At 43.9% G+C, this 23,606-nt stretch carries 25 protein-coding genes and 1 other annotated feature; of the genes, 22 read left to right on the forward strand and 3 right to left on the reverse strand.

Going from position 1 to position 23,606, the window contains the following annotated elements:
- Positions 1–568 precede the first annotated feature (568 nt).
- The 7 genes from LJE09_RS08050 to LJE09_RS08080 all read left to right on the forward strand — a co-directional run bounded on the left by LJE09_RS08050 (position 569) and on the right by LJE09_RS08080 (position 5,205).
- Positions 569–1,450: a YicC/YloC family endoribonuclease gene (locus LJE09_RS08050; protein ID WP_008704536.1), complete on the forward strand. Its 882-nt coding sequence runs from the start codon at positions 569–571 to the stop codon at positions 1,448–1,450.
- Positions 1,451–1,461: 11 nt separating this feature from the next.
- Positions 1,462–1,734 carry a DUF370 domain-containing protein gene (locus tag LJE09_RS08055; RefSeq protein WP_008704535.1) on the forward strand — a complete coding sequence of 91 codons (273 nt, stop codon included), beginning with the start codon at positions 1,462–1,464 and terminating at the stop codon, positions 1,732–1,734.
- Positions 1,727–2,350, forward strand: coding sequence for a guanylate kinase (gene gmk, locus LJE09_RS08060; protein ID WP_008704533.1), 624 nt, complete (start codon positions 1,727–1,729; stop codon positions 2,348–2,350). The genes LJE09_RS08055 and gmk overlap by 8 nt, the downstream gene beginning before the upstream one ends.
- Positions 2,351–2,392: 42 nt before the next feature.
- Positions 2,393–2,740: a DNA-directed RNA polymerase subunit omega gene (rpoZ, locus tag LJE09_RS08065; protein WP_055053448.1), complete on the forward strand. Its 348-nt coding sequence runs from the start codon at positions 2,393–2,395 to the stop codon at positions 2,738–2,740.
- An 88-nt stretch (positions 2,741–2,828) separates the two neighbouring features.
- Complete coding sequence (gene rimO, locus LJE09_RS08070) at positions 2,829–4,166, forward strand: 30S ribosomal protein S12 methylthiotransferase RimO (protein ID WP_008704530.1); 1,338 nt, start codon at positions 2,829–2,831, stop codon at positions 4,164–4,166.
- Positions 4,150–4,689 carry a CDP-diacylglycerol--glycerol-3-phosphate 3-phosphatidyltransferase gene (gene pgsA / locus LJE09_RS08075; RefSeq protein WP_008704529.1) on the forward strand — a complete coding sequence of 180 codons (540 nt, stop codon included), beginning with the start codon at positions 4,150–4,152 and terminating at the stop codon, positions 4,687–4,689. The genes rimO and pgsA overlap by 17 nt, the downstream gene beginning before the upstream one ends.
- A 15-nt stretch (positions 4,690–4,704) precedes the next feature.
- Positions 4,705–5,205 carry a CinA family protein gene (locus tag LJE09_RS08080; RefSeq protein WP_227311141.1) on the forward strand — a complete coding sequence of 167 codons (501 nt, stop codon included), beginning with the start codon at positions 4,705–4,707 and terminating at the stop codon, positions 5,203–5,205.
- 155 nt (positions 5,206–5,360) lie between these two features.
- Here LJE09_RS08080 and LJE09_RS08085 read toward each other — a convergent pair whose 3' ends face one another.
- A complete protein-coding gene (locus LJE09_RS08085; protein ID WP_008704527.1) occupies positions 5,361–5,633 on the reverse strand; it encodes a hypothetical protein in 273 nt (90 codons plus the stop codon).
- Complete coding sequence (locus tag LJE09_RS08090; protein ID WP_022381123.1) at positions 5,626–5,991, reverse strand: hypothetical protein; 366 nt, start codon at positions 5,989–5,991, stop codon at positions 5,626–5,628. The genes LJE09_RS08085 and LJE09_RS08090 overlap by 8 nt, the downstream gene beginning before the upstream one ends.
- Before the next feature lie 178 nt (positions 5,992–6,169).
- Between LJE09_RS08090 and LJE09_RS08095 the strand changes: the two genes are divergently transcribed.
- Positions 6,170–6,355 (forward strand): hypothetical protein, encoded by a 186-nt coding sequence (locus tag LJE09_RS08095; protein ID WP_118568681.1) that lies wholly within the window; start codon positions 6,170–6,172, stop codon positions 6,353–6,355.
- A 74-nt stretch (positions 6,356–6,429) separates the two neighbouring features.
- Here LJE09_RS08095 and LJE09_RS08100 read toward each other — a convergent pair whose 3' ends face one another.
- The gene (locus tag LJE09_RS08100) at positions 6,430–6,750 is read right to left on the reverse strand and encodes a hypothetical protein (RefSeq protein ID WP_022381125.1); all 321 of its coding nucleotides are present in this window, start codon (positions 6,748–6,750) and stop codon (positions 6,430–6,432) included.
- Positions 6,751–7,024: 274 nt separating this feature from the next.
- Here LJE09_RS08100 and LJE09_RS08105 point away from each other — a divergent pair, with 274 nt between their 5' ends.
- The 14 genes from LJE09_RS08105 (at position 7,025) to LJE09_RS08170 (ending at position 23,467) form a co-directional block, all read left to right on the forward strand.
- Positions 7,025–8,398, forward strand: a complete 1,374-nt coding sequence (locus tag LJE09_RS08105; RefSeq protein WP_226852804.1) for a cell wall hydrolase — start codon at positions 7,025–7,027, stop codon at positions 8,396–8,398.
- A gap of 97 nt (positions 8,399–8,495) precedes the next feature.
- Positions 8,496–8,787, forward strand: a binding site (T-box leader).
- Between the two features lie 47 nt (positions 8,788–8,834).
- On the forward strand, positions 8,835–10,064 hold the full coding sequence (gene tyrS / locus LJE09_RS08110; RefSeq protein WP_227311142.1) for a tyrosine--tRNA ligase: 1,230 nt from the start codon (positions 8,835–8,837) through the stop codon (positions 10,062–10,064).
- A 68-nt stretch (positions 10,065–10,132) separates the two neighbouring features.
- Positions 10,133–12,772, forward strand: coding sequence for an alanine--tRNA ligase (alaS, locus tag LJE09_RS08115; protein WP_227311143.1), 2,640 nt, complete (start codon positions 10,133–10,135; stop codon positions 12,770–12,772).
- 289 nt (positions 12,773–13,061) lie between these two features.
- Positions 13,062–13,238 (forward strand): 30S ribosomal protein S21, encoded by a 177-nt coding sequence (gene rpsU, locus LJE09_RS08120; protein ID WP_004222305.1) that lies wholly within the window; start codon positions 13,062–13,064, stop codon positions 13,236–13,238.
- Positions 13,239–13,427: 189 nt separating this feature from the next.
- Entirely contained in the window at positions 13,428–14,915 is a 1,488-nt protein-coding gene (gene cls / locus LJE09_RS08125) for a cardiolipin synthase (protein ID WP_195277659.1), read from the forward strand.
- Positions 14,916–15,158: 243 nt separating this feature from the next.
- Positions 15,159–16,358, forward strand: a complete 1,200-nt coding sequence (locus tag LJE09_RS08130) for a D-alanyl-D-alanine carboxypeptidase family protein (protein ID WP_227311145.1) — start codon at positions 15,159–15,161, stop codon at positions 16,356–16,358.
- Positions 16,359–16,473: 115 nt separating this feature from the next.
- Positions 16,474–17,508 carry a molybdopterin-binding protein gene (locus tag LJE09_RS08135; protein ID WP_161233660.1) on the forward strand — a complete coding sequence of 345 codons (1,035 nt, stop codon included), beginning with the start codon at positions 16,474–16,476 and terminating at the stop codon, positions 17,506–17,508.
- 58 nt (positions 17,509–17,566) lie between these two features.
- Positions 17,567–18,376 (forward strand): metallophosphoesterase, encoded by an 810-nt coding sequence (locus LJE09_RS08140; protein WP_173681282.1) that lies wholly within the window; start codon positions 17,567–17,569, stop codon positions 18,374–18,376.
- Positions 18,377–18,443: 67 nt separating this feature from the next.
- Positions 18,444–19,235 (forward strand): segregation and condensation protein A, encoded by a 792-nt coding sequence (locus LJE09_RS08145; protein WP_022381132.1) that lies wholly within the window; start codon positions 18,444–18,446, stop codon positions 19,233–19,235.
- A gap of 43 nt (positions 19,236–19,278) precedes the next feature.
- The gene (gene scpB, locus LJE09_RS08150) at positions 19,279–19,848 is read left to right on the forward strand and encodes an SMC-Scp complex subunit ScpB (protein WP_008704505.1); all 570 of its coding nucleotides are present in this window, start codon (positions 19,279–19,281) and stop codon (positions 19,846–19,848) included.
- Between the two features lie 18 nt (positions 19,849–19,866).
- A complete protein-coding gene (locus LJE09_RS08155; protein ID WP_227311146.1) occupies positions 19,867–20,661 on the forward strand; it encodes a zinc dependent phospholipase C family protein in 795 nt (264 codons plus the stop codon).
- Positions 20,662–20,840: 179 nt separating this feature from the next.
- Positions 20,841–22,073: a D-alanyl-D-alanine carboxypeptidase family protein gene (locus LJE09_RS08160; protein WP_025576884.1), complete on the forward strand. Its 1,233-nt coding sequence runs from the start codon at positions 20,841–20,843 to the stop codon at positions 22,071–22,073.
- Positions 22,074–22,328: 255 nt separating this feature from the next.
- Positions 22,329–23,117, forward strand: a complete 789-nt coding sequence (locus tag LJE09_RS08165; RefSeq protein WP_025576883.1) for a shikimate kinase — start codon at positions 22,329–22,331, stop codon at positions 23,115–23,117.
- 80 nt (positions 23,118–23,197) lie between these two features.
- A complete protein-coding gene (locus LJE09_RS08170) occupies positions 23,198–23,467 on the forward strand; it encodes a hypothetical protein (protein WP_025576881.1) in 270 nt (89 codons plus the stop codon).
- The last annotated feature ends 139 nt before the right edge of the window (positions 23,468–23,606 follow it).

The following is a 23,606-nucleotide window of genomic DNA, read 5'->3' on the forward strand; positions in this document are numbered from 1 at the left end:
AAAACACTCCTTTTTAAATAATACTCACAATAATCAAAATCTCAGTCCCCAATATGACTGATAACAATTTTATAATTGACAGGTAATACATAAAATCTAAACATCACCTACGTCAGAAAGGCGAAGCCCTTTCTGACAAACAAACTCTAATATAACAGGCCTTTCTGAAAGCCTTCCAATTAAATATACCATATACCTCCCACAGCCAGCTACCAGCAGGATAAAATAAATGGTCTGGGGCGCATTTGCAGGGAGCGTAGTAACTCTTAGGCTTTGGGAATTTGCGTTATGAAAAAAACAGCAACCTGTCTGAGCGAAGCGAGTTTTGCTGTTTTTTTTATGCTTTTAGCAAATTTCCGAAGCCTTAGAGTTGACTAGCTTCCGAAACCGCGCCCCAGACCATTTATTTTATCCTGCGTCCCTCTTGTAAGTATACCACACATTTCCTATCGCCATCAACGAAAAAATGTTTGACTCCCATTCTATAATGAACTATAATAAATCTGTATGTAAACCAGAACAGGCACACATACCCCGACACTAATAGACAGACAAAGAGAGAAAAACTATGATAAAAAGCATGACAGGTTTCGGCCGGGCAGAAGTCGTGACCAAAGAAAGAAAAATAACAATCGAACTAAAATCTGTCAACCACAGATACCTGGACCTCAGCATCAAAATGCCCAGAAAACTCAACTTCCTGGAAGGCGCAGTCAGAAACCTGATGAAAACCTACATCCAGAGAGGCAAAGTTGATGTATACATCACATACGAAGACTACACCCTGGACAACGGAGCTCTCAAATACAACAGAGAACTCGCATCCGAATACATCACCTGTCTTAAACAGATGCAGCAGGACTTTGACCTTGACTACGATATCAAAGTCAGCACCCTGTCACGCTATCCGGAGGTACTTGTCATGGAAGAACAGTCTGTTGATGAGGAAGCACTCTGGGAATCTCTGGAACCGCCCCTTCGCGAGGCATGTGAGAAATTTGTCCAGACAAGGATACTGGAAGGCAGAAATCTTGAGAAAGACCTTATCGGAAAACTGGACAGCCTTGAAGAAAAAGTATTACGTGTAGAAGCCCGCTCTCCGGAAGTAGTCAATGCCTACAGGACCAAACTGGAAGCAAAAGTTTCCGAGCTGCTGGAAGACACACAGATCGACGACAACCGCATCGCAGCAGAAGTCATCCTGTTTTCAGACAAAATCTGCAATGATGAGGAAACCGTCCGCCTTCACAGCCACATCAGGAACATGAAAAAGATGCTCACAACAGAGAAAGAAGGCATCGGACGCAAACTGGACTTCATGGCACAGGAAATGAACAGAGAAGCAAACACGATTTTATCAAAATCAAGTGATCTGGAGATCTCCAACATTGCCATTGATCTGAAAACAGAGATCGAGAAAGTCAGAGAACAGATCCAGAACGTAGAATAGAGGAAGAAAACGTGGCAAGACTTATTAATATCGGTTTTGGAAATGTAGTCAATTCACAGAAAATCGTGGCAGTGGTAAGCCCGGATGCGGCACCTGTAAAAAGAATGGTGCAGAGCATAAAGGGAACCCGGTCACTGATTGATGCAACTCAGGGGCGAAAGACAAAAGCAGTGATCGTCACAAGCGACGATTATCTGGTGCTCAGCGCACTTCAGCCTGAGACCATTGCCCGGAGATTTGCAGAAATATATGAAAACGAGGATAAGGGAGAGACCCATGAATAAAGGAATTTTAGTAGTGGTTTCCGGATTTTCCGGTGCAGGAAAAGGCACAGTAATGAAACGCCTCATGGAGAAATATGATGGTTATGCATTATCTGTCTCCGCAACAACCAGAAAACCCCGTCCCGGTGAAGAGGACGGCAGAGAATATTTCTTCCGTACAAGGGATGAATTTGAGAAGCTGATCGAAGAGGATGCATTGCTTGAATATGCCCAGTATGTGGAAAATTATTACGGTACTCCACGCTCTTATGTCGAAGAGCAGCTTCAGGCAGGCAGAAATGTAATCCTTGAGATCGAAATCCAGGGCGCAATGAAGATCAAAGAGAAAATACCGGAAGCACTTCTGGTGTTTGTAACTCCGCCGACTGTGGAGGAACTGGAACGCCGTCTCACAGGCAGAGGAACAGAAACCGCACAGGTGATCGCAGACAGACTTGCAAGAGCCGGTGAAGAGGCAGAAGGTATGGGACAATATGACTATATTCTTGTCAACGATACTGTAGAGGAATGCGTAGACCATCTTCATCAGATTATTGTGAGTGAACATTCTAGAGTATCCAGAAATGCAGAATTTATCGCAGATATCCAGAAACAGACAAAAGCATTTCAGAAATGATAAACATGCGGCCCAGACCGCTTAAAAGAAAGGAGAAAATACATGATACATCCGTCTTATACAGAATTAATCGAAGCAATCAATACAAACAGTGAGGACGACGATACAACAATGTCCCTTAACAGCCGTTATTCCCTTGTACTTGCTGCAAGTAAACGTGCACGCCAGATCATTGCAGGTTCCAAACCAATGGTAGAGGGTGCGGAAGGCAAGAAACCTCTCTCAGTTGCGATCGACGAGCTCTACAAAGGAAAAGTAAAGATCCTTGCTCCGGAAGAAGAGGATGAAGAAGGAACAGAACAGACAGCTGAGGCACAGACAGAAGAATCAGCACAGGCTTCTGAAATCACAGAGACTGCTGAAACAGCAGAAGAAACAACTGAAGAGTAAGAACTGATGGTAACACAATAGATAAACAAAAGGATGTGTCTGAGAATTACAGAGGTATATTTTCAGGCACATTCTTATAGGAGAATTTATGAAATTATTATTCGTATCATTAGGCTGTGACAAGAACCTTGTAGATTCCGAAGAAATGCTTGGACTTCTTACAGGTAACGGGTTCGAGATCGTAGATGATGAAACTGAAGCAGAGGCCATTGTGGTGAACACCTGCTGCTTTATCAATGACGCAAAGGAAGAGAGCGTCAACACCATCCTTGAGATGGCAGAATACAAGAAAACCGGGAGCTGTAAAGTCCTGGTTGTCACAGGATGTATGGCACAGCGTTATAAGAATGAGATCATTGAGGAAGTACCGGAAGTAGATGCAGTACTTGGAACAACTTCCTACGGAGACATCCTTAAGGCAATCCGTGAAGCAATGGAAGGAAAACATTTCCAGGAATTTAAAGATATTGATTATCTTCCGGAAAAGCTTGGCAAACGTGTTCTCACAACAGGCGGACATTTCGGATACCTCAAGATAGCAGAAGGCTGTGATAAACACTGCACCTACTGTATCATCCCGAAACTTCGCGGTAAATTCCGAAGCGTTCCGATGGAACGTCTGGTAACACAGGCAAAGGAGATGGCAGAGGAAGGCGTAAAAGAGCTGATCCTTGTCGCACAGGAGACAACCGTATATGGAACTGATATATATGGAAAGAAATCTCTTCATATCCTCCTGAAAGAGTTATGCAAGATCAAAGGAATCCGCTGGATCCGTGTGCTTTACTGCTATCCGGAGGAAATTTACGATGAACTGATCCAGACCATGAAAGAGGAGAAGAAGATCTGCCATTATCTGGATCTTCCGATCCAGCATGCAAGTGACCGTATTTTAAAGAGAATGGGAAGAAGGACAACACAGGCAGAGCTGGTGGAGATTGTAAATAAGCTTCGCCGGGAGATTCCTGACATCGTGCTCCGTACCACTCTGATCTCCGGATTCCCCGGGGAAACACAGGAAGACCACGAAGAGCTGATGAGCTTTGTGGATGAGATGGAATTTGACCGTCTGGGAGTATTTACTTACTCACCGGAAGAAGATACACCTGCAGCAACGATGCCTGATCAGGTTGCGGAAGAAGTCAAAGAGGCCAGACGTGACGAGATCATGGAGCTTCAGCAGGAGATTTCCTATGATAAGGGAACTGACCGTATCGGACAGGAACTTCTCGTGATGATCGAGGGAAAAGTTGCAGATGAGAGCGCATACATTGGCAGAACTTACGGAGATGCACCAAAGGTCGACGGTTATATTTTTGTGCAGACAGGAGAACTCCTGATGACAGGAGATTTTGCAAAGGTACGTGTGACCGGCGCACTGGAATATGATTTGATAGGAGAGTTGGCAGATGAATACACCGAATAAACTTACAGTAGCCAGAATGATCCTGGTTCCGTTTCTTGTACTGTTTATGCTTACAGACCTGGGCGGTGAGGCAAACCGCTATATAGCACTTGCTATTTTTGTTGTTGCAAGTGTGACCGACTGGTTTGACGGAAAGCTTGCCAGAAAATACAATCTGGTGACAAACTTTGGAAAATTCATGGATCCTCTTGCAGACAAGCTGCTAGTGTGTTCTGCAATGATCTGTTTTATTGAACTGGAGAAACTTCCAGCATGGTTTGTTATCATTATTATAGGAAGAGAATTTATCATCAGCGGATTCCGTCTGATCGCAGCCGAGAACGGTGTTGTGATCGCGGCAAACTACTGGGGCAAATTCAAGACGGTTTCCCAGATGATCATGATCATTTTACTGCTGATCGATCTGGGCGGAGTGTTTGATATTCTGGAACAGATATTTATCTGGCTTTCTCTGGCACTTACCGTTATTTCCCTGATCACATATATCTGGCAGAACAGGAGTGTTCTGTCCATGCAGGATTAGAAAGAAGGCTTTAATATGGCTTCAGAAAAGGAAGCATCAGCATTAGAGGAAACAGTTGTAGGACTCCTGAAAAAAAAGAAAATGACACTGTCTCTTGCCGAGTCCTGTACAGGCGGTGCGGTAGCAGCGGACATCGTAAATGTACCGGGAGCTTCGGAGGTATTTATGTGTGGTTATGTCACATATACAAACCGCGCCAAAAGAAAATGTCTTGGAGTAAAGAAGAGTACACTGAAGAAAGAAGGTGCTGTCTCAGCCAAATGTGCCGGACAGATGGCAAAAGGCGGTGCGAAAGCAGCCAAAACCGATGTCTGTCTCTCTGTGACAGGACTTGCAGGACCGGGCGGTGGAACAGAGGAAACACCGGTGGGAACCGTATTTATGGGATGTTACTGTGCAGGAAAGACAACTGTGAGGGAATTTCACTTTGAGGGCGACAGAAAAAGTATCAGAGACCAGGCAGTTGAACAGGCACTGACATTTATCTGCGACAGGCTGCGCAAATATGACAGATAATAATTGGTGACAAGTTACATTACTGAACATAAGAGTACATTTCGGAAAGTTGATGAAATGTACTCTTTTTGTTATCATAGCAATTCATATTAACCGAATCAGGTAAGTTTTCTGCGGAGTCTGCGAAAAGCAATAAGCAGTGAGGGGGGACTTGGTCACCGCATCATTTTCATAAGGTTCACCACCTTATCAAGTTTTTGTGCCTCTGCGGGAGATTTTCCCATCTTCAGCACTTCAATGATCGCAGAAATCTCATCAGCATTAAATTTCAGACCACCTTTTTTTCCCTGAGCAGCTGCGCTCATCAGGAAAGGCAGCATCTCATTTGCACCCTTTGAACTTCCCTGGGAAGCCAGATTCTGAAGCATATCAAGCTTGGAACGATCCATACCTGCAAGCTTCGGGTTGTTGCGCCAGTCATCATTCATGGGAATCCTCCTTCTCACCATCTGCAGGCTGGTTCATGAGCTGCAGCATCTGAACCATAGCCATCATATTTACCATCTGATCTAATTTATCCCTGCTGGGACCATAACAGAAGCTGCGGATATCATTGATGATATCCACCGGATTCTGGGGCGGCATGCTCATGGCACACAGATCGCTGCCGGAACTTCTTTTGCTGAAAACAGAAACCGTATTGATAAATTCAACCGCTTTTTCATAGACTGAGAAAATCTGCTGTCCTTTTGGCGGAAGATAAGGAATGGCGGCTTTTATCATCTGTCCGCGGTCAGAACTGACCATCTGATCCAGTAAAGTCTGTGAAATCTGCTCTTCATTCATAATATCTGCTTCCATTTTATGTTTTTTATTAACAGAATATGACGGGGAGAAGGATTCTGACATATAATAAAGTAGAATTTAAGTAACTGTGAGACTGCTTTACTGCACATTGCCTCAAATTTTATGGAATTGCTGCAGGTATCATGCGTTTGCAGTTGCAAAAAATGGAGAATCAGATATGGGACCAGAGTCAGAAGAAAAGAAAGAAATGCTTATTATAGATGGAAATGCTTTTTATGAGATAGATTTGGAGTGTGTGAAAAAGAAAAAACAATGTGCTCAGACAGTGCACCCGGAAAAGAAAACAGACAGGATCAATTCCCGGAATATGAAAGATAAGGATAATATCAGGCAGCATGAATAATAAGGACGAAGTTATAATCCTGTAAAATATAAAGAGGCAGAGGGAAAGCTCCCCCTGCCAACAGAAAATGATTGTCAGCAGCCACATCCACAGCCATTGTTTCCGCATAACAGAAGCAGCACGATAATAATCCAGCAGTTGTCACCGTTGCCACATCCGCCGCAGCCATTGCTGCATCCGCAGTTATTGTTTCCGCACAGGCACAGAAGGATGATGATCCAGAGGATATTACAGCAGGAATTATTTCCGCCTGAAAGTCCCCATCCACTGTTACATCCACATCCGTTATTACATCCGCAGCCATTGTCGCATCCGCATCCGCTGTTATTAGCGCAGCCACATCCGCATCCTCCTCTGTCCTCACATCCGCAATTTGTAGCAGCTAAGTCGCTCATATTAAATCCTCCGTTTTTTTTCTTTACAATCCTATCATATGTGGAACCGCAAAAAGTGTTACAGTTTCATCATTGTTCATTATGTTCACAGTAACCAATAACCAATAACCTTAAGTTCGATGCGAATTGTTGCTTTTCACAAGTTGACAATAATATATGAATCCGATATAATATACCACGTAACAAATCTGTAATGATTGAGAAAGAAATGCAACAATAACCCAATTAAAACGTAAAACAATACGTATAAAAAGAGAGGAAACGGAGAATAAGAATGAAGAAACATGGGAAACTATTGTTAAAGTATCTGCTCCTTTTTGTGATGACCGTTTTTGTAATGGGCTGTTTTAGTGTATCCGCGGCAACAAAAACAGGATTTGTCACTCAGAAAGGGAAAACCTATTACATAAACAAAGACGGTTCCAAACAGAAAGGCTGGCTGGAACTTAAGGGTAAGAAATATTACTTTGATAAGAAAACAGGAGTTCAGGTAAAAGGCTGGGTAAAAGACTCCAGCGGACAGGCGATCCGATACTTTACCAGAGGAGCCGGATATATGGTGACAGGATTTATCACTGATTCCAATGGAAATACCCGTCATTTTGATGAGACAACAGGCCTGATGACAAGAGGCTGGCTCACAGATACAGATGAATATAAATATTATTTTTACAGCGGTTCCGGCGTTATGGCCAAAGGCTGGGTGGAGAACAAAAAAGAACAGAAACGCTATTTCAGTCAGGCCAATGGACGTATGTGTACAGGCTGGGTGAAGAGCAGTGCCGGAAATTACAGATACTTTAAGCCGTCAAATGGAATAATGTATACAGGTCTGGAGAAAATTGACTCAGACTATTACTATTTTTCAAAATCAACCGGTGTCCGTTATCAGAAAGGTTTCGGAACCGTAGGAAGTAAGAAATATTATTTCAACCCTTCAGATGGTAAGGCGAAGACAGGCTGGCTTGAGCTTGATGGAAAGAAATATTATTTTGATACATCAGGAGTGATGCTGGCAAATACCATCGCTTCCATTGACGGAACTACATACAGGTTTGATTCTGACGGTGCTGCAACAAAGACTTCCGATAATGATTACACAGTAGAGGGCAAATATGTCAAGGTCTTTGATGCGAAGAATAATAAATACTACTATATGGAAGAAGAGTTCCTGGAACATCCGGGAATTGCAGACGGAAAGGTGTCAGATCTGGATCTTCTGGCAGCAGTGTGTGATGCAGAAGCAGGAGATCAGGGAGTCGTGGGAATGGAGGCAGTTGCGCTTTGCGTATTAAACTGTACCATTGACCAGTATAAAGAATTTCCGTCACAGATCCGTTATGTGGTATATCAGGGAAAACCTACCCAGTATGCGGTTGTCACAGACGGAGCACTTCTTAAAAGACTGAAAGGCCAGTTTGAGGACAGGACCAATGCCTATGCGGCAGCAAAGGCAGCCATGGAAGTGTTCAGTAACTATGTGAATCATGGCACAAAGAGAACACTCCCGGGATTTAAGACAAAGGATTTCAATTACAAATTCTTTATGACTCCGGCAGCATTTAAGGCACAGAACCTTAATTTCAGCAAGCTGGAATATGAACAGTACAAAGGACATGTATTCTTTGTGGACTGGATTTCAGGGTGAGTACATTAATGCTTTAAGTTGGTGAAATATGAAGAGGATTGCTATAAATTCCTTGACAAATAAATTTTGTATTTGTATACTTGCAGATATATGATATAAAAAAGCACAGATGGGAAAGAGTAACATAGGGAAAACAGACAGAGAGCTGCCGGCAGGTGAGAGGCGCGTGGGGAACTTATGTGAATACCTCCCGGAGCTCTGCACCGAACACCTCAGAGATATTGTAAGGTAAGTAGGCTGCAGCGGAGTGGCATCCGTTAACATGCTTAAGTAACAGAGAGAACCGTTGTTTATCATAACAATGGCATGGTTTGTTACTTATTGAGGCAGAGAATGCGAGTTTTCTGCGAATTTAGGTGGTATCGCGGGACCCGGTTCTCGTCCTAAAGGGACAGGAACCGGGTTGCTTTATTTTATTACGAGGAGGAAACAAACAATGACAGTTTGGGACGAGCTGAAAGCCCGTGGTCTGATTGCTCAGGTAACAGACGAAGAAGAGATCAAAGAAATGGTAAATAATGGAAAAGCCACATTTTACATTGGCTTTGACCCTACCGCAGACAGCCTTCATGTGGGACATTTCATGGCGCTCTGCCTGATGAAACGTCTGCAGATGGCGGGAAATAAACCAATCGCATTATTAGGCGGCGGAACCGGTATGATCGGTGACCCGTCCGGAAGATCTGATATGCGTCAGATGATGACAGTGGAGACCATTCAGCACAACATCGACTGCTTCAAGAAACAGATGGAGCGTTTTATCGACTTCTCAGACGGTAAGGCATTAATGGTAAACAATGCAGACTGGCTGATGAACTTAAATTATGTAGAAGTACTTCGTGATGTTGGACCACATTTCTCTGTAAACCGTATGCTCTCTCACGAGTGCTACAAACAGCGTATGGAACGTGGACTTACATTCCTTGAGTTCAACTATATGATCATGCAGAGCTACGACTTCTACATGCTGTATCAGAAATACGGCTGCACCATGCAGTTCGGCGGTGATGACCAGTGGGCAAATATGCTTGGCGGTACAGAGCTGATCCGTCGTAAACTTGGAAAAGACGCTTACGCCATGACAATCACACTTCTTCTGAACTCCGAAGGTAAGAAGATGGGTAAAACACAGTCCGGTGCTGTATGGCTTGACCCGGAGAAGACTTCTCCTTTCGATTTCTATCAGTACTGGAGAAACGTGGATGATGCAGATGTTATCAAATGTATGCGTCTCCTTACCTTCCTTCCGTTAGAAGAAATCGATGAGATGGCGAAATGGGAAGGAAGCCAGTTGAATAAAGCAAAAGAAATCCTTGCATACGAGCTGACAAATCTGGTTCATGGCGAAGAGGAAGCAAAGAAAGCGCAGGAAGGCGCAAGAGCACTTTTTGCAGGCGGCGCTGATACAGCACACATGCCGACAACTGAGCTTGCAGACGAAGACTTCTCAGAAGAAGGAACAATCGACCTGATCTCCATGCTTGTAAAAGCAGGAATGGTTCCAACACGTTCCGAGGGACGTCGTGCCATTGAACAGGGCGGTGTTTCCATTGACGGTGAGAAGATCACAGATGTGAAATACACAGTTGCCAAAGATTCACTTACAGGTGAAGGTGTAGTGCTGAAAAAAGGCAAAAAGAAATTCAATAAAGTTCTGGCAAAATAAAAAATTCATTATAGAAATATCGGCGGATACTGCTGAACCGGTGCCGCCGATTTCAGGAGGAAAAGATTATGAAGAAATACGGAGTAAACGAACTTCGTCAGATGTTCCTGGACTTCATGGAAAGCAAAGGACATCTGGTAATGAAAAGCTTTTCCCTGGTACCACAGGGAGATAAGAGTCTTCTGCTGATCAACGCAGGTATGGCTCCGCTGAAACCATATTTTACAGGTGCTGAAATCCCGCCGAGAACAAGAGTAAGTACCTGCCAGAAATGTATCCGTACAGGTGATATCGAGAATGTAGGTAAAACTGCACGCCACGGTACATTCTTTGAGATGCTTGGTAACTTCTCCTTTGGTGACTACTTTAAGAAAGAAGCCATCCACTGGTCCTGGGAATTCCTCACAGAGGTAGTAGGACTGGATGCAAACCGTCTTTATCCTTCCGTATATCTGGAAGATGATGAAGCATTTGACATCTGGAACAAAGAAATCGGAATCCCGGCTGACAGAATTTTCCGTTTTGGAAAAGAAGATAACTTCTGGGAGCATGGCGCAGGTCCCTGTGGTCCATGTTCAGAGATCTATTATGACCGTGGAGAGAAGTATGGCTGCGGAAAACCTGGCTGTACAGTAGGATGTGACTGTGACCGTTACATGGAAGTATGGAACAACGTATTTACCCAGTTTGAGAACGATGGAAACGGAAATTATACAACACTGAAACAGAAGAACATTGATACAGGTATGGGTCTGGAACGTCTGGCAGTTGTTGTACAGGACGTAGATTCCATTTTCGATGTAGATACCATCTGCGCACTGCGTAACCTGGTATGTGAGATTTCCGGAAAAGAATACGAGAAGAATTATAACGATGACGTATCCATCCGTCTGATCACAGATCATATCCGTTCTGCAACATTTATGATCTCCGACGGTATCATGCCTACAAACGAAGGCCGCGGTTATGTACTCCGCCGTCTGATCCGTCGTGCAGCACGTCACGGACGTCTTCTTGGAATCGAAGGCCCCTTCCTTGCAAAATTAAGTGAAGAAGTGATCAATGGTTCCAAAGCAGGATATCCGGAGCTGGAAGAGAAGAAAGAATTTATCTTTAAAGTTCTCACAAATGAAGAAAACCAGTTCAACAAGACCATTGACCAGGGTCTTCGTATCCTTGGAGAGATGGAAGATGAGATGAAAGCAGCAGGAGAGAAAACACTTTCCGGCGAAAATGCATTCAAATTATATGATACTTACGGATTCCCGATGGATCTTACAAAAGAGATCCTTGAGGAAAAAGGATATGATATTGACGAGGCTGGCTTCCAGAAATGTATGGAAGAGCAGAGAAACAAAGCACGTTCTGCACGTGAAGTGACAAACTATATGGGTGCTGACGCAACTGTATATGATGATATTGATGTAAATGTTACAACAGAATTCGTAGGATACGATCATCTTACCTTTGATTCCAAAGTAACAGTCCTTACAACAGAGACAGAGATCGTAAACTCCCTGATGGAAGGACAGAAAGGAACTGTCTTTACAGAGCAGACTCCATTCTACGCAACTATGGGTGGACAGGTCGGAGATACAGGTGTGATCGAAACTGCAAACGGTAAGTTCGTAGTAGAAGACACCATCAAGCTTCGCGGCGGTAAATTCGGACATGTAGGTCATATGGAATCCGGTATGATCTCCACAGGCGAAACTGTTTCCCTGAAAGTGGATGAAGCTGCAAGAAGAGACACTGAGAAGAACCACAGTGCAACACATCTTCTTCAGAAAGCATTAAAGACAGTTCTTGGAAGTCATGTAGAACAGAAGGGTTCTCTGGTAACACCGGACAGACTTCGTTTCGACTTTGCTCATTTCCAGGCTATGACAGCTGATGAGATCGCACAGGTAGAAGCGCTTGTTAATAAAGAAATCCAGGCTGGTCTTGAAGTCCATACAGATGTTATGGATGTGGAAGAGGCCAAGAAATCCGGAGCAATGGCTCTGTTCGGAGAGAAATATGATCAGAAGGTACGTGTGGTATCCATGGGTGACTTCTCCAAAGAACTCTGCGGTGGTACTCATGTGGCAAACACAGGCAACATTATGCTGTTCAAGATCGTTTCCGAATCCGGTATCGCAGCAGGCGTGCGCCGTATCGAAGCTCTGACAGGCAACGGAGTTCTGGAATACTATAAGAAACAGGAAGAACTGCTTCACGAAGCAGCCAAAGCTCTGAAAGCAAATCCTGCAGAGATCGTAGAGAAGATCGGACATCTTCAGGGAGAAGTAAAGGCACTCTCCAGTGAGAACGAATCCTTAAAGAGCAAACTGGCTCAGGGAGCTCTGGGAGATGTTATGGATAAAGTAGTAGAAGTCAAAGGTGTGAAACTTCTTGCTGCAAAAGTAGACGGAGTGGACATGAACGGACTTCGTGACCTTGGCGATCAGCTGAAAGGCAAACTTGGTGAGGGTGTTGTCCTTCTGGCAGCAGTAAACGGTGAGAAAGTAAACCTTCTTGCAATGGCTACTGATGCAGCACAGAAAGCAGGCGCTCACGCAGGTAACCTGATCAAAGCAGTGGCAGCTATCGTAGGCGGTGGCGGCGGCGGACGTCCGAACATGGCTCAGGCCGGCGGAAAGAACCCTGCTAAAGCTCAGGAAGCCGTAGATGCAGCAGCAGGAATCCTTGAAGGTCAGATAAAGTAAAAATTGTTACTGCTCACTTTGTGACCAGCAACACGCTTCGCGATGCACAGAATTTATGCTAATCGCATAAATTCGCGCGGTATGTCTCGGGATTTTGGCATATACATGCCAAAACACCTCGCGGGATAGTGGCGTGTGAATAGTAACTAAAAAAATCTGCAAAATTTAACCAAAAAGATGTTGACGAACCCACAGGCAATGATATATAATATCACTTGTGCAAGAAAAAATACCCAGACAGTTGTATTTTAGCACAATCTACAACTGGAGGGAGGTTAGGTGTGAGTCTATGTCAAACGTAATCGTAAAAGAGAACGAGACTTTAGATAGCGCTCTTCGCAGATTCAAAAGAAGCTGTGCAAAAGCAGGAATCCAGCAGGAAATCCGCAAAAGAGAGCATTACGAGAAACCAAGCGTTCGTCGTAAAAAGAAATCTGAAGCCGCAAGAAAACGTAAATATAATTAATTGTGCGCAAAAATCCCTGGCAGTTCTGTCAGGGATTTTTATCATAATTTGGACAATAATCAGGGGAAGGAAGTAATCTTGAAGGCAGAAAATAACAAAATACTTAAAGAAAAGAAAAACTGGATCCTTTTACTGTTTAAAAAACTGGCAAAGCTGATTTTCAACAGAATCTTTTATGTTGCGGTTGCAATGCTCGTCCAGCTTGGATGGATCTTAATGATGGTACTGCGTCTGGCCGCTTATTCCAGATATATTGATATCGGATTGAGGCTGATAGGTATTGTGCTGGTATTATGGATCCTGAATAAGGAAATAAATCCTTCCTACAAACTGGCCTGGACAATGCTGATCCTGATCCTGCCAATTCTTGGAGTGGTATTATATTTTGTATTTGGACGTTCCAGGATCGCTGCGATCATGCAGCAGCATTTTGAACAGAGGATTGAGGAGAGCAGGGAGTATCTGCGGGATCGGCCACAGACGAGGCAGAAGCTGGAGGCTCTGAATCCCTCGGCTTCAAATCAGTCCAGATATATTTCGGATGTTTCCAGATTTCCGGTCCATGAGAACACAACTGCAGAGTATTTTCAGGTAGGAGATGATATGTTCCCGGTGCTTGTGAGGGAACTGAAACAGGCGAAGAAATACATTTTTATTGAATATTTCATTATCAATGATGGGGTGATGTGGCAGACAATCCTGAATATTCTGGAAAAGAAAGCTGCGGAGGGTGTGGATGTGCGCCTGATCTATGACGGATTTGGCTGTCTCACAACACTTCCCCATAAATATTATGAAGAACTTCAGAAAAAGGGAATCAAATGTCAGGTATTTAATCCTTTCCGTCCCATTTTGAATATTATCCAGAATAACCGGGATCACAGGAAGCTTTGTATCATTGACGGATGGGTTGGATTTACGGGAGGCATCAATCTTGCAGATGAATATATCAACCAGAAAGCGCGTTTCGGACACTGGAAGGATACCGCTGTTATGCTCAAAGGGGAAGCTGTCTGGAATATGACGGTAATGTTTCTCCATATGTGGGCGGTGATCGGCAGATCTGAAGAAAGTATTGATTATGAAGCCTATTTTCCCCACAGATATCATGAGGAAGAATTTGAGAGTGACGGATTTGTCCAGCCGTTCTGTGATACACCTCTGGATGAGGAGGTTGTCGGTGAAGATGTATATCTGAACATTATCAACAAGGCAAAAAAATATGTATATATCTGTACTCCCTATCTGATCATAGATAATGAGATGATGACTGCCCTCTGTCTGGCAGCCAAAAGCGGGGTGGATGTGCGTATTATGACGCCGGGAATCCCTGACAAGAAGCTGGTATTTATCCTTACCCAGTCCTATTACAGGCAGCTTCTGGAAGCCGGTGTAAAGATTTATGAATATCAGCCCGGTTTCCTTCACGCAAAATCCTTTGTGAGTGATGATGAGATTGGAGTTGTGGGAACCATCAACTTGGACTATCGAAGTCTTTATCTTCATTTTGAGGATGGTGTATGGATCTACAGAAACAGAGTAATACAGGATATCAAAGATGATTTTATCCAGACTATGGAATATTGCAGGCAGATAGAACCGGAATTCTGCCTGAACAGAAATATAGGACTGCGTATCATGCAGAATATTTTCCGCGCATTTGCGCCGCTGATGTAAAATGAGCACTGAAAATCATATTTTTATGGTTTTCAGTGCTTTTTATCTGATTATGATCAGGTATCGGATTGAGAATATTTGCCTGATTGTACTGTGCTCCGTATGGATTGGATCCTATACGGTATTTTACAGAATTGCCATAGTATCTACGCATTATTTTATTGGATTGCTATATAATGAATAAAAACAGTAGTCTCAGTGTGCCGGCAATCAGTCTGTCGGTACATTGATCGGAGAGAGAATATGCGAAAAAAATGGATCTCCATAATATGCGCTATACTTATCATAGTCTGCACCATCACTGCACCCGTGTATGCCGCCGGAATCTTTTTGCCCGAGGAAAGCAATACCAGACAGGCAGAATCCACAGATCTTATTGAAGCACCATCAGGAATCTTAATGGAAGCGCAGACAGGAACAGTCGTTTATCAGAAGGATGCGGATACCAGACGAAGCCCTGCCAGTATCACGAAGATCATGACTCTGATCCTGATCTTTGATGCTCTGGATAAAGGCAGCCTGAAAATGGACGACACAGTCACAACCAGTGCCCATGCGAAGTCAATGGGCGGTTCTCAGGTGTTTCTGGAGGAGGGGGAAATCCAGACAGTGGAAACCCTGATTAAATGCATTGTGATCGCATCAGGAAACGATGCCAGTGTAGCAATGGCAGAGCATATCTGTGGCAGTGAACAGGAATTTGTCCGCCACATGAATGAACGGGCAGAAGGACTTGGGATGAAAAATACTCATTTTGAAGACTGCTGTGGTCTGACAGAATCTCCCGATCATTACACAACAGCCAGGGACATTGCCATCATGAGCAGGGAACTGATCACAAAATATCCGAAAATTCTGGAATATTCTTCCATATGGATGGAAAATATCACCCATGTGACCAGGCAGGGGACAAAGGAATTCGGACTTACCAATACCAATAAACTGATCCGCAGCTATGAGGGCTGTGTCGGTCTGAAAACAGGAAGCACCAGCATTGCAAAATACTGTCTCAGTGCAGTCGCAAAAAGAAATGACATTACCCTGATCGCAGTAGTGATGGCAGCCCCGGACTATAAAGTGCGATTTAAAGATGCAGCCTCCATGCTGAATTATGGCTTTTCAAAATGCAGCCTGTACATAGATAAGAAAATGGAAGCTTTGCCGGAGATCCCGGTCAGAAATGGAAAGAAAAAGACGGTTTCTCTGGTTTATGAGGAACAGTTCCACTATCTGGACACCACAGGACAGAATATCGGAAATGTAAAAAGAAAGCTGAGGATCCACAGGGAAGTAAAGGCCCCGGTGAAAAAGAACACCTTGGCAGGGGAGATGATCTATTCCATCGATGGGAAGGAACTGGGAAGAGTGAGGATCCTTTATGGGGAAAATGCAGGAAAAGCCACATATCTGGACTGCCTGAAAAAAGTTGTCATGAGACTGTAGACAAAAAGTATTTTGGACAATTTTATAATTTTTTGACAAAGGACAGCAATCCGATGTATAATAAAATCCAAATGGGTATTGAGGGAAATAAAAAACAAAAGGAAGGTACTATATAATGAAAGAAATCCGTACAGAAGATGCCGTAGGGCACATTTTATGCCATGACATCACACAGATTATCAAAGATGTAAAAAAAGGGGTGCTTTTTAGGAAAGGTCATATTGTCAGAGAAGAGGATATTCCTCTGTTACTCTCTGTAGGAAAAGAACATTTATATGTGTGGGAGAAGAAAGAAGGAATCCTTCATGAGAATGAAGGCGCAGAGATCCTTTATAAGATCTGTGCCGGAGATTCGGACACCATGCATGGTTCTGATATAAAAGAGGGAAAGATCGAGTTGATCGCAGACATTGACGGAGTGCTTAAGATCCGCAGAGAAGCTCTGCTGGCTGTCAATTCACTTGGAGAGATGATGATCGCATCCCGCCATGGAGATTTTCCTGTAAAGAAGGGCGACAAACTGGCAGGAACCAGAATTATCCCTCTGGTGATCGAGAAAGAGAAAATGGATCGTGCAGCAGAGGTGGCAGGCACAGAGCCGATCTTTTCCATTTTGCCATATAAGAAGAAAAAGGTGGGTATCGTAACAACAGGAAGTGAGGTGCAGAAAGGTCTGATCACTGACACCTTCACTCCTGTACTGAGAGATAAATTTGCAAAATTTCCATCAGAGGTCATCGGTCAGACAAAACCGGGTGACGATATGGAACAGATAACAGCCGATATCCTGAAATTTATCGAAGAGGGAGCCGATATGGTAGTCTGCAGCGGTGGAATGAGCGTAGATCCGGATGACAGAACTCCGGGTGCGATCAAAGCAACAGGAACCCGCATCGTATCCTACGGTGCACCTGTACTTCCGGGAGCTATGATGCTGGTTTCCTATTATGAGAAAGACGGCAGGCAGATACCGATCCTTGGGCTTCCGGGATGTGTTATGTATGCAAAGAATACCATCTTTGATCTGCTTCTGCCGAGACTGATGGCAGATGATGAGATCACATTATCAGAGATTAACCAACTTGGAGAGGGTGGACTCTGCCTGAACTGTGATGTCTGTACATTCCCGAACTGCGGATTCGGAAAATAATATCCCGCAGAATGCGTTGTCAGACACAAAGTGAACATAAAGGGAAAAGAAAACTTGCATGAAAAGATTTAAAACCGTACATTATACAATCCATTCTAACAAAATAAAGGATGCGAGAGGCATCAGATTTGCTGTGATCGCAGATCTTCATGGCATGGAATTTGGCCCTGATAACAGAAAGCTTCTGGAGACGATCCACCGGTACAGACCGGATGGGATTCTCATTGCCGGTGATATGATCGTGAGAAATGATTCTGCTTCTTTAAAGACTGCATCATCTCTTCTGAGGAGCCTTGCTCAGCAGTATCCGGTTTATTATGCATTGGGAAACCATGAATATAAGCTGTACAGGACAGATCCTCAGGAGAACTGTATGGCAGCCCGATATCAGGAATATGAAAAGGAGCTGAAGACAGCCGGGATCCATATCCTGCATAATGAATCCTGCAGCCTGCAGGTGGGAAAAACCAGCCTTACTGTCTATGGTCTGGAAGTACCTCTGATCTATTATAAAAAGCCATTTTCTCCACAGCTTAAAAGAGAGGAAGTCAGGGAACTGATCGGAGAACCATCTTCCGATTCCCTGAATATTCTTCTGGCTCACAGTCCTAAATATGGAGATACCTATTTTGACTGGGGGGCAGATCTGATCCTGAGCGGGCATTATCATGGAGGGATTGTAAGAATTGGCAGGCACAATGGGCTGCTTTCCCCACAGCTTCATCCATTTCCGAAGTTCTGCTGCGGAGATTTCCACAGGAAGGAACAGCATATGCTGGTAAGCGCAGGAGCAGGGGAACACACCATACCTGTAAGGATCCATAATCCCAGGGAATTGCTGATGGTGGATCTGAAACCGAATGCCTGAGAATATTGTTACTGTCTGCTGACTGTATGGCAGCGAAATATTTACTTGAAAAGGAAAAGACTGTGCTATGGGAATTCCGGTAAAGCTGGAAGTATTTGAAGGTCCTCTGGATCTCTTACTGCACCTTATCGAAAAAAATAAAATAGATATCTATGATATCCCCATCGTGGAGATCACAGATCAGTATATGGAATACATCCATGCCATGGAGCGGGAAGACCTTGGTGTTATGAGCGAGTTTATGGTTATGGCAGCCACATTGCTGGATATCAAGTGTAAAATGCTTCTCCCGAAAGAAGTCAATGAGGAGGGAGAAGAGGAAGATCCAAGAGCGGAACTGGTGGAGAAACTTCTGGAATATAAGATGTATAAGTTTATGTCCTATGAGTTGAAGGACAAGATGGACGATGCGGCAAATGTATTCTTTAAAGAGCCCACTCTTCCCGATGAGGTACTGCAGTACAGAGAGCCTGTAGATCCAAAGGAACTTCTGGCAGGTCTCACACTGGAGAAGCTGAATGCAATCTACAAGTCTATCATCCGCAGGCAGGAAGACAAGGTCGATCCTATCCGAAGCAAATTCGGAACCATAGAGAAGGAAGAGGTCAGTCTGTCTGATAAGATGATAGAGATCAAAGATTTTGCCCGTACCCATCGGAAATTCAGCTTCCGCAATCTCCTGGAGAGTCAGTGCTCGAAAGTACAGGTGATCGTCACCTTTCTCTCCATACTGGAACTGATGAAAATGGGGCATATCCATGTGGAGCAGGACGGACTGTTCGATGATATCTCTGTTGAAGTACAGACAGACCCGGATACATGGAAGAATCTTACAGAATTTGCGGAAGATGAACCATAGAATACAGAGATCAATATGTAATAAAAGGAATGAGGAAGACTGAGTGAAGATTAAGGAGACAGAAGCTGCGATAGAAGCAATACTTTTTGCAATGGGCGGTTCCGTAGAACTGCCCCGGATCGCCAGAGCCATCGGTGTGGACGAGAAGACAACAGGAAGGATCATCCGCAATATGATGGACCGTTATCAGGAAGAGAACAGAGGCATCCAGATCATAGAGCTGGAGAATTCTTTCCAGATGTGTACAAAGAAAGAATATTATCAGTATCTGATCAATATTGCCCTGCATCCTCAGAAGCCGGCACTGTCAGATGTTATGCTGGAAACCTTATCCATCATTGCATACAAACAGCCGGTTACAAAGGCGGAAATCGAGAAGATCCGAGGGGTAAAATGTGACCACGCCATCAACAAGCTGGTAGAATACAGTCTGGTCAGGGAGCTGGGGCGTCTGGATGCCCCCGGACGTCCAATCCTGCTCGGAACCACGGAAGAGTTTCTGCGCTGCTTCGGCGTACAGGATCTGGAATCCCTGCCTGTCCCTGACCCTGTCCAGATAGAGGACTTTAAGGCAGAGGCAGAGGAAGAAATCCAGCTGAAACTGGATGTGTAAGATAAAGGAGAAAAAATAATGCCAACCACATATGCACATGATTTATTTGGAAAAGAAGTATATAAGAGACTGCCTCCAGATATGAAAGCTCTGCTCCGCAGACATGGAGATCTGTACAGGATCGGTTTACATGGGCCGGATATCCTGTTCTACTATATGGTTTCAAAGAATCCTGTCACCCAGTTCGGGATTGAGATGCATCATGAGAAGGCAAGAGCCTTTTTTGAAGAAGGGATGCGGCAGGTCAGAAGAAATGATGATGAGGCACTTTTTGCATATCTTCTTGGATTTGGCTGTCATTATATTCTGGACTCCGCATGCCATCCCTATGTAAATAAGATGGCTGCAGAAGGCGTCATTCCTCACATTGTTCTGGAGAAGGAATTTGACCGTGTGCTTATGGAAGAGACAGGTAAAGATCCCGACCATTATTATCCGGCCTGCGGGATCATGCCGAAGATGGAATATGCCAGAGTGATCCACAGGGCCATTCCTCTGGTGAAAACCATGAACATTTATATTTCTGTCAGGATGATGAAAATTCTTACCAATTTCATGGTGTGTGATGACCATGGAAGAAAACGCAGGATTCTGGGGAAACTTCTGAGATTGGGAGGAGAGTCCATCGGCTCTGTCATTGAACATTTCATGACTGCCGAAGCAGTAGAGCAGGCAAAAGCTCCCATGCCTGAACTTGAGAGACTTTACAGAGAGGCGGTTCCTGAAGCTGTGGAATATCTGGGAGAACTTTATACCTTAAGAGAGGGAGCTTATCATCTGAGCAAAAGATGGGACCGGACTTATAACGGGTAATGGGATATCCCGATATTTTTCGGAACTGTGACAGTCATATTCCGGACATGCAGGCATAAATTATCTTATAGGGTGAAGCAAAATCCTGCAGATATCCTGTAAACAACAGATCTGTGAATAACCGTAAATTATGAACAGTGATATTCATGGATTGCCAGCATGTGAGGTGGAGTATGAGAATGAAACATATTGCCGCTGTCATTGTTGTGACGGCGGTATTATTGTTTACGCAGACATACACCTCCGCCCGGGGAGCGGAGCACAAAATACCTCAGACAGTAGACATGACACCTGTTGCAGAAGAACCGGCAGAACTGTATGCATTATCAGCAGTCCTCATGGACGGAGAGTCAGGCAGAGTACTCTATGAAAAGGATGGGGAGCGTCCTCTGGCAAATGCCAGCACAACCAAGGTGCTTACCTGTATTGTGGCACTGGAGAACTCTCTGGGGGATGATTATGTTCAGGTTTCTCAGAATGCGGCATCCCAGCCGGAAGTAAAGCTGGGACTTCGGAAAGGAGAACAGTATTATCTGGAGGATCTTCTGTATTCCCTTATGCTGAAAAGCCATAATGATACAGCGGTTGCCATTGCAGAACACTGCGGAGGAAGCGTGGAAGGCTTTGCCAGAATGCTCAACCGGAAAGCAAAACAGATAGGATGTAAGGATACGTATTTTATCACACCCAATGGCCTGGATGCTGAGGATGAGAACGGAAAACATCACACAACAGCCAAAGATCTGGCGCTGATCATGCGCTATGCTGTTAAAAACGAAACATTCCTGCACATTGCACAGACCAGAGATTATACATTCTCGGAGATCACAGGAAAGAGAACCTTTTCTGTACATAATGCCAATGCATTTCTTGACATGAGAGACGGAGTTCTTGCCGGAAAAACAGGCTATACTTCCCAGGCTGGCTACTGTTATGTATGTGCCTGGGAAAAAGAGGGCAAAACATTTATCGTCAGCCTCCTTGGCTGTGGATGGCCCAACCACAAAACCTATAAATGGAGTGACACAAAGAAACTGCTGGACTTCGGAGATTACAACTATGAGTACGAAACCTACTGGAAAGAACCACAGACCGGAAAAATTCTGGTAACAGACGGTGTGGAAGATGGTCAGGATATAGGAACGAAAATCTATCTGAGGGGTAAATGCAGTGTAACTGCATATGACAGGGAAAAAGAAGTCCTTCTGAAAAAAGGGGAAACTGTAACCTGTAAAATGGAAATCCCGCAGAAAGTCAGTGCGCCGGTTCTTAAGGGGGAGAAACTTGGCCGCATAGCCTATTACCTGGATGGAAAACTGATAGATTTTTATCCGGTCTATGCGGAGAAATCAGTGGAAAAAATCAGTTTTAAATGGTACACTGAAAAAGTATTTCATGATTTTTTTCATTAGATATAGTATATGGGAACCTTAAAGAACTGTCATCAGAGTCTTGCCATAGAATTGTTTGTTGAATTCATAGAAAAAAAACTATCGAACGGATGAAATAATTCAATGGTTTAAAGGGTTGCTATGCGAAAGCGACATTGATATAATAAACTTTAACAGTCGGCATTTATATATTGCCGTTCATGAATATTTTATGGCAGTTTGTGGCTGATTTGCGGTCTGCTGCAAGCTGACATAGGAAAGACAGGGGAAAGAGATATGAATCAGTTAGAAATACTCAGAGAGAGTCTTGGTCAGTGTGATGAGATCATTCTGGATGCACTTATCATGCGTAACAGGATCGTGGAGGACATTATGGCATATAAAGAAGCCAACGGACTCCAGATCTTACAGCCTGAGCAGGAAGCGAAGCAGAAAGAATGGCTGGAGAAGAGAATGGAAGGCAGACGCCATAAGGATGAGGTTTCCGATGTATTTGAATGCATCCGCACAAACAGTAAACGGATCCAGGCGAGAAAGCTCTTCGATTATAATATCGTACTGATCGGCTTTATGGGTACGGGTAAGTCCACAATTTCTGATTTCCTTAAGAATGTATTTGCCATGGATGTGGCAGAGATGGATCAAATCATTGCCCAGAGACAGGGAATGAGTATTTCCGATATCTTCGAGACATACGGCGAGCAGTATTTCCGTAATCTTGAGACAAATCTTCTCATCGAGATGCAGTCACGCAGTAATGTTGTAATCTCCTGCGGCGGCGGTACTCCAATGAGAGAGTGCAATGTAGTGGAGATGAAGAAGAATGGCCGTGTTGTTCTCCTCACAGCAAAACCGGAGACAATCCTTGACCGTGTCAAAGACAACCACGATCGTCCGCTGATCGAGAACAATAAGACTGTTCCGTTTATCACAGAACTGATGGAGAAACGCCGTGCCAAATACGAGGCGGCAGCAGACATTATCATCGAGACAGACGGCAAAAACGAACTGGAGATCTGCGAAGAGCTTGTACACAGACTCCGCACCATGGATGAAGAAAAATAATACAACATGACAGATCTTGTTTATGATTTCAGAAGTGCCGGATATCAGGTAAATTAAGTGAAGAAGGGATGAATGCAATTATGATGTATCCGTTTATGACATTGAATGATGATACAGAAATTACTCATTCAGAAATGAAAGCAGATGGGAAAGTAAAAGTCTATATAGAAACTCCTGATGAATTTGGAGGATTTCACAATGCCACATGCTGGCTTCCTGATTATAGGTGGGAGGATATTGAGGGATATTCTGATACAGAGATGGCATATTTTAAACAATTAATCAGAAATAACGCTCATCTTATCATTGAATTTTCGCAGGAAGGAGGCATTTTAAATGCCGCAGGATGATAGAAGCCAATAGTTCGGATATTATTGATGAGTGGTTAAATCGTTTTGGAGAAATTCGATATTTTTTTATTGTGAAGGATTCTGAGATAAAGAGATAGTTTTGGATAATTCAGGTTGGAAAAAGGAAGGCTCTATATTA

Origin of the sequence: Blautia sp. DFI.3.45, assembly GCF_020593505.1 — a bacterium.
In the GTDB taxonomy this organism is placed as follows: domain Bacteria; phylum Bacillota; class Clostridia; order Lachnospirales; family Lachnospiraceae; genus Blautia_A; species Blautia_A wexlerae.

Excerpts from the sequence above, each read along its gene's own strand:
- LJE09_RS08085 (WP_008704527.1), bottom strand. The coding sequence starts at position 5,633 with ATGAATGATGACTGGCGCAACAACCCGAAGCTTGCAGGTATGGATCGT.
- pgsA (WP_008704529.1), top strand. The coding sequence starts at position 4,150 with ATGAATACACCGAATAAACTTACAGTAGCCAGAATGATCCTGGTTCCG.
- LJE09_RS08090 (WP_022381123.1), bottom strand. The coding sequence starts at position 5,991 with ATGAATGAAGAGCAGATTTCACAGACTTTACTGGATCAGATGGTCAGT.
- alaS (WP_227311143.1), top strand. The coding sequence starts at position 10,133 with ATGAAGAAATACGGAGTAAACGAACTTCGTCAGATGTTCCTGGACTTC.
- LJE09_RS08160 (WP_025576884.1), top strand. The coding sequence starts at position 20,841 with ATGAAACATATTGCCGCTGTCATTGTTGTGACGGCGGTATTATTGTTT.
- rpsU (WP_004222305.1), top strand. The coding sequence starts at position 13,062 with ATGTCAAACGTAATCGTAAAAGAGAACGAGACTTTAGATAGCGCTCTT.
- LJE09_RS08095 (WP_118568681.1), top strand. The coding sequence starts at position 6,170 with ATGGGACCAGAGTCAGAAGAAAAGAAAGAAATGCTTATTATAGATGGA.
- tyrS (WP_227311142.1), top strand. The coding sequence starts at position 8,835 with ATGACAGTTTGGGACGAGCTGAAAGCCCGTGGTCTGATTGCTCAGGTA.
- LJE09_RS08145 (WP_022381132.1), top strand. The coding sequence starts at position 18,444 with ATGGGAATTCCGGTAAAGCTGGAAGTATTTGAAGGTCCTCTGGATCTC.
- LJE09_RS08155 (WP_227311146.1), top strand. The coding sequence starts at position 19,867 with ATGCCAACCACATATGCACATGATTTATTTGGAAAAGAAGTATATAAG.
- LJE09_RS08140 (WP_173681282.1), top strand. The coding sequence starts at position 17,567 with ATGAAAAGATTTAAAACCGTACATTATACAATCCATTCTAACAAAATA.
- gmk (WP_008704533.1), top strand. The coding sequence starts at position 1,727 with ATGAATAAAGGAATTTTAGTAGTGGTTTCCGGATTTTCCGGTGCAGGA.
- LJE09_RS08130 (WP_227311145.1), top strand. The coding sequence starts at position 15,159 with ATGCGAAAAAAATGGATCTCCATAATATGCGCTATACTTATCATAGTC.
- LJE09_RS08050 (WP_008704536.1), top strand. The coding sequence starts at position 569 with ATGATAAAAAGCATGACAGGTTTCGGCCGGGCAGAAGTCGTGACCAAA.
- LJE09_RS08100 (WP_022381125.1), bottom strand. The coding sequence starts at position 6,750 with ATGAGCGACTTAGCTGCTACAAATTGCGGATGTGAGGACAGAGGAGGA.
- rimO (WP_008704530.1), top strand. The coding sequence starts at position 2,829 with ATGAAATTATTATTCGTATCATTAGGCTGTGACAAGAACCTTGTAGAT.
- LJE09_RS08165 (WP_025576883.1), top strand. The coding sequence starts at position 22,329 with ATGAATCAGTTAGAAATACTCAGAGAGAGTCTTGGTCAGTGTGATGAG.
- LJE09_RS08105 (WP_226852804.1), top strand. The coding sequence starts at position 7,025 with ATGAAGAAACATGGGAAACTATTGTTAAAGTATCTGCTCCTTTTTGTG.
- cls (WP_195277659.1), top strand. The coding sequence starts at position 13,428 with ATGCTCGTCCAGCTTGGATGGATCTTAATGATGGTACTGCGTCTGGCC.
- LJE09_RS08170 (WP_025576881.1), top strand. The coding sequence starts at position 23,198 with ATGATGTATCCGTTTATGACATTGAATGATGATACAGAAATTACTCAT.
- LJE09_RS08080 (WP_227311141.1), top strand. The coding sequence starts at position 4,705 with ATGGCTTCAGAAAAGGAAGCATCAGCATTAGAGGAAACAGTTGTAGGA.
- rpoZ (WP_055053448.1), top strand. The coding sequence starts at position 2,393 with ATGATACATCCGTCTTATACAGAATTAATCGAAGCAATCAATACAAAC.
- LJE09_RS08135 (WP_161233660.1), top strand. The coding sequence starts at position 16,474 with ATGAAAGAAATCCGTACAGAAGATGCCGTAGGGCACATTTTATGCCAT.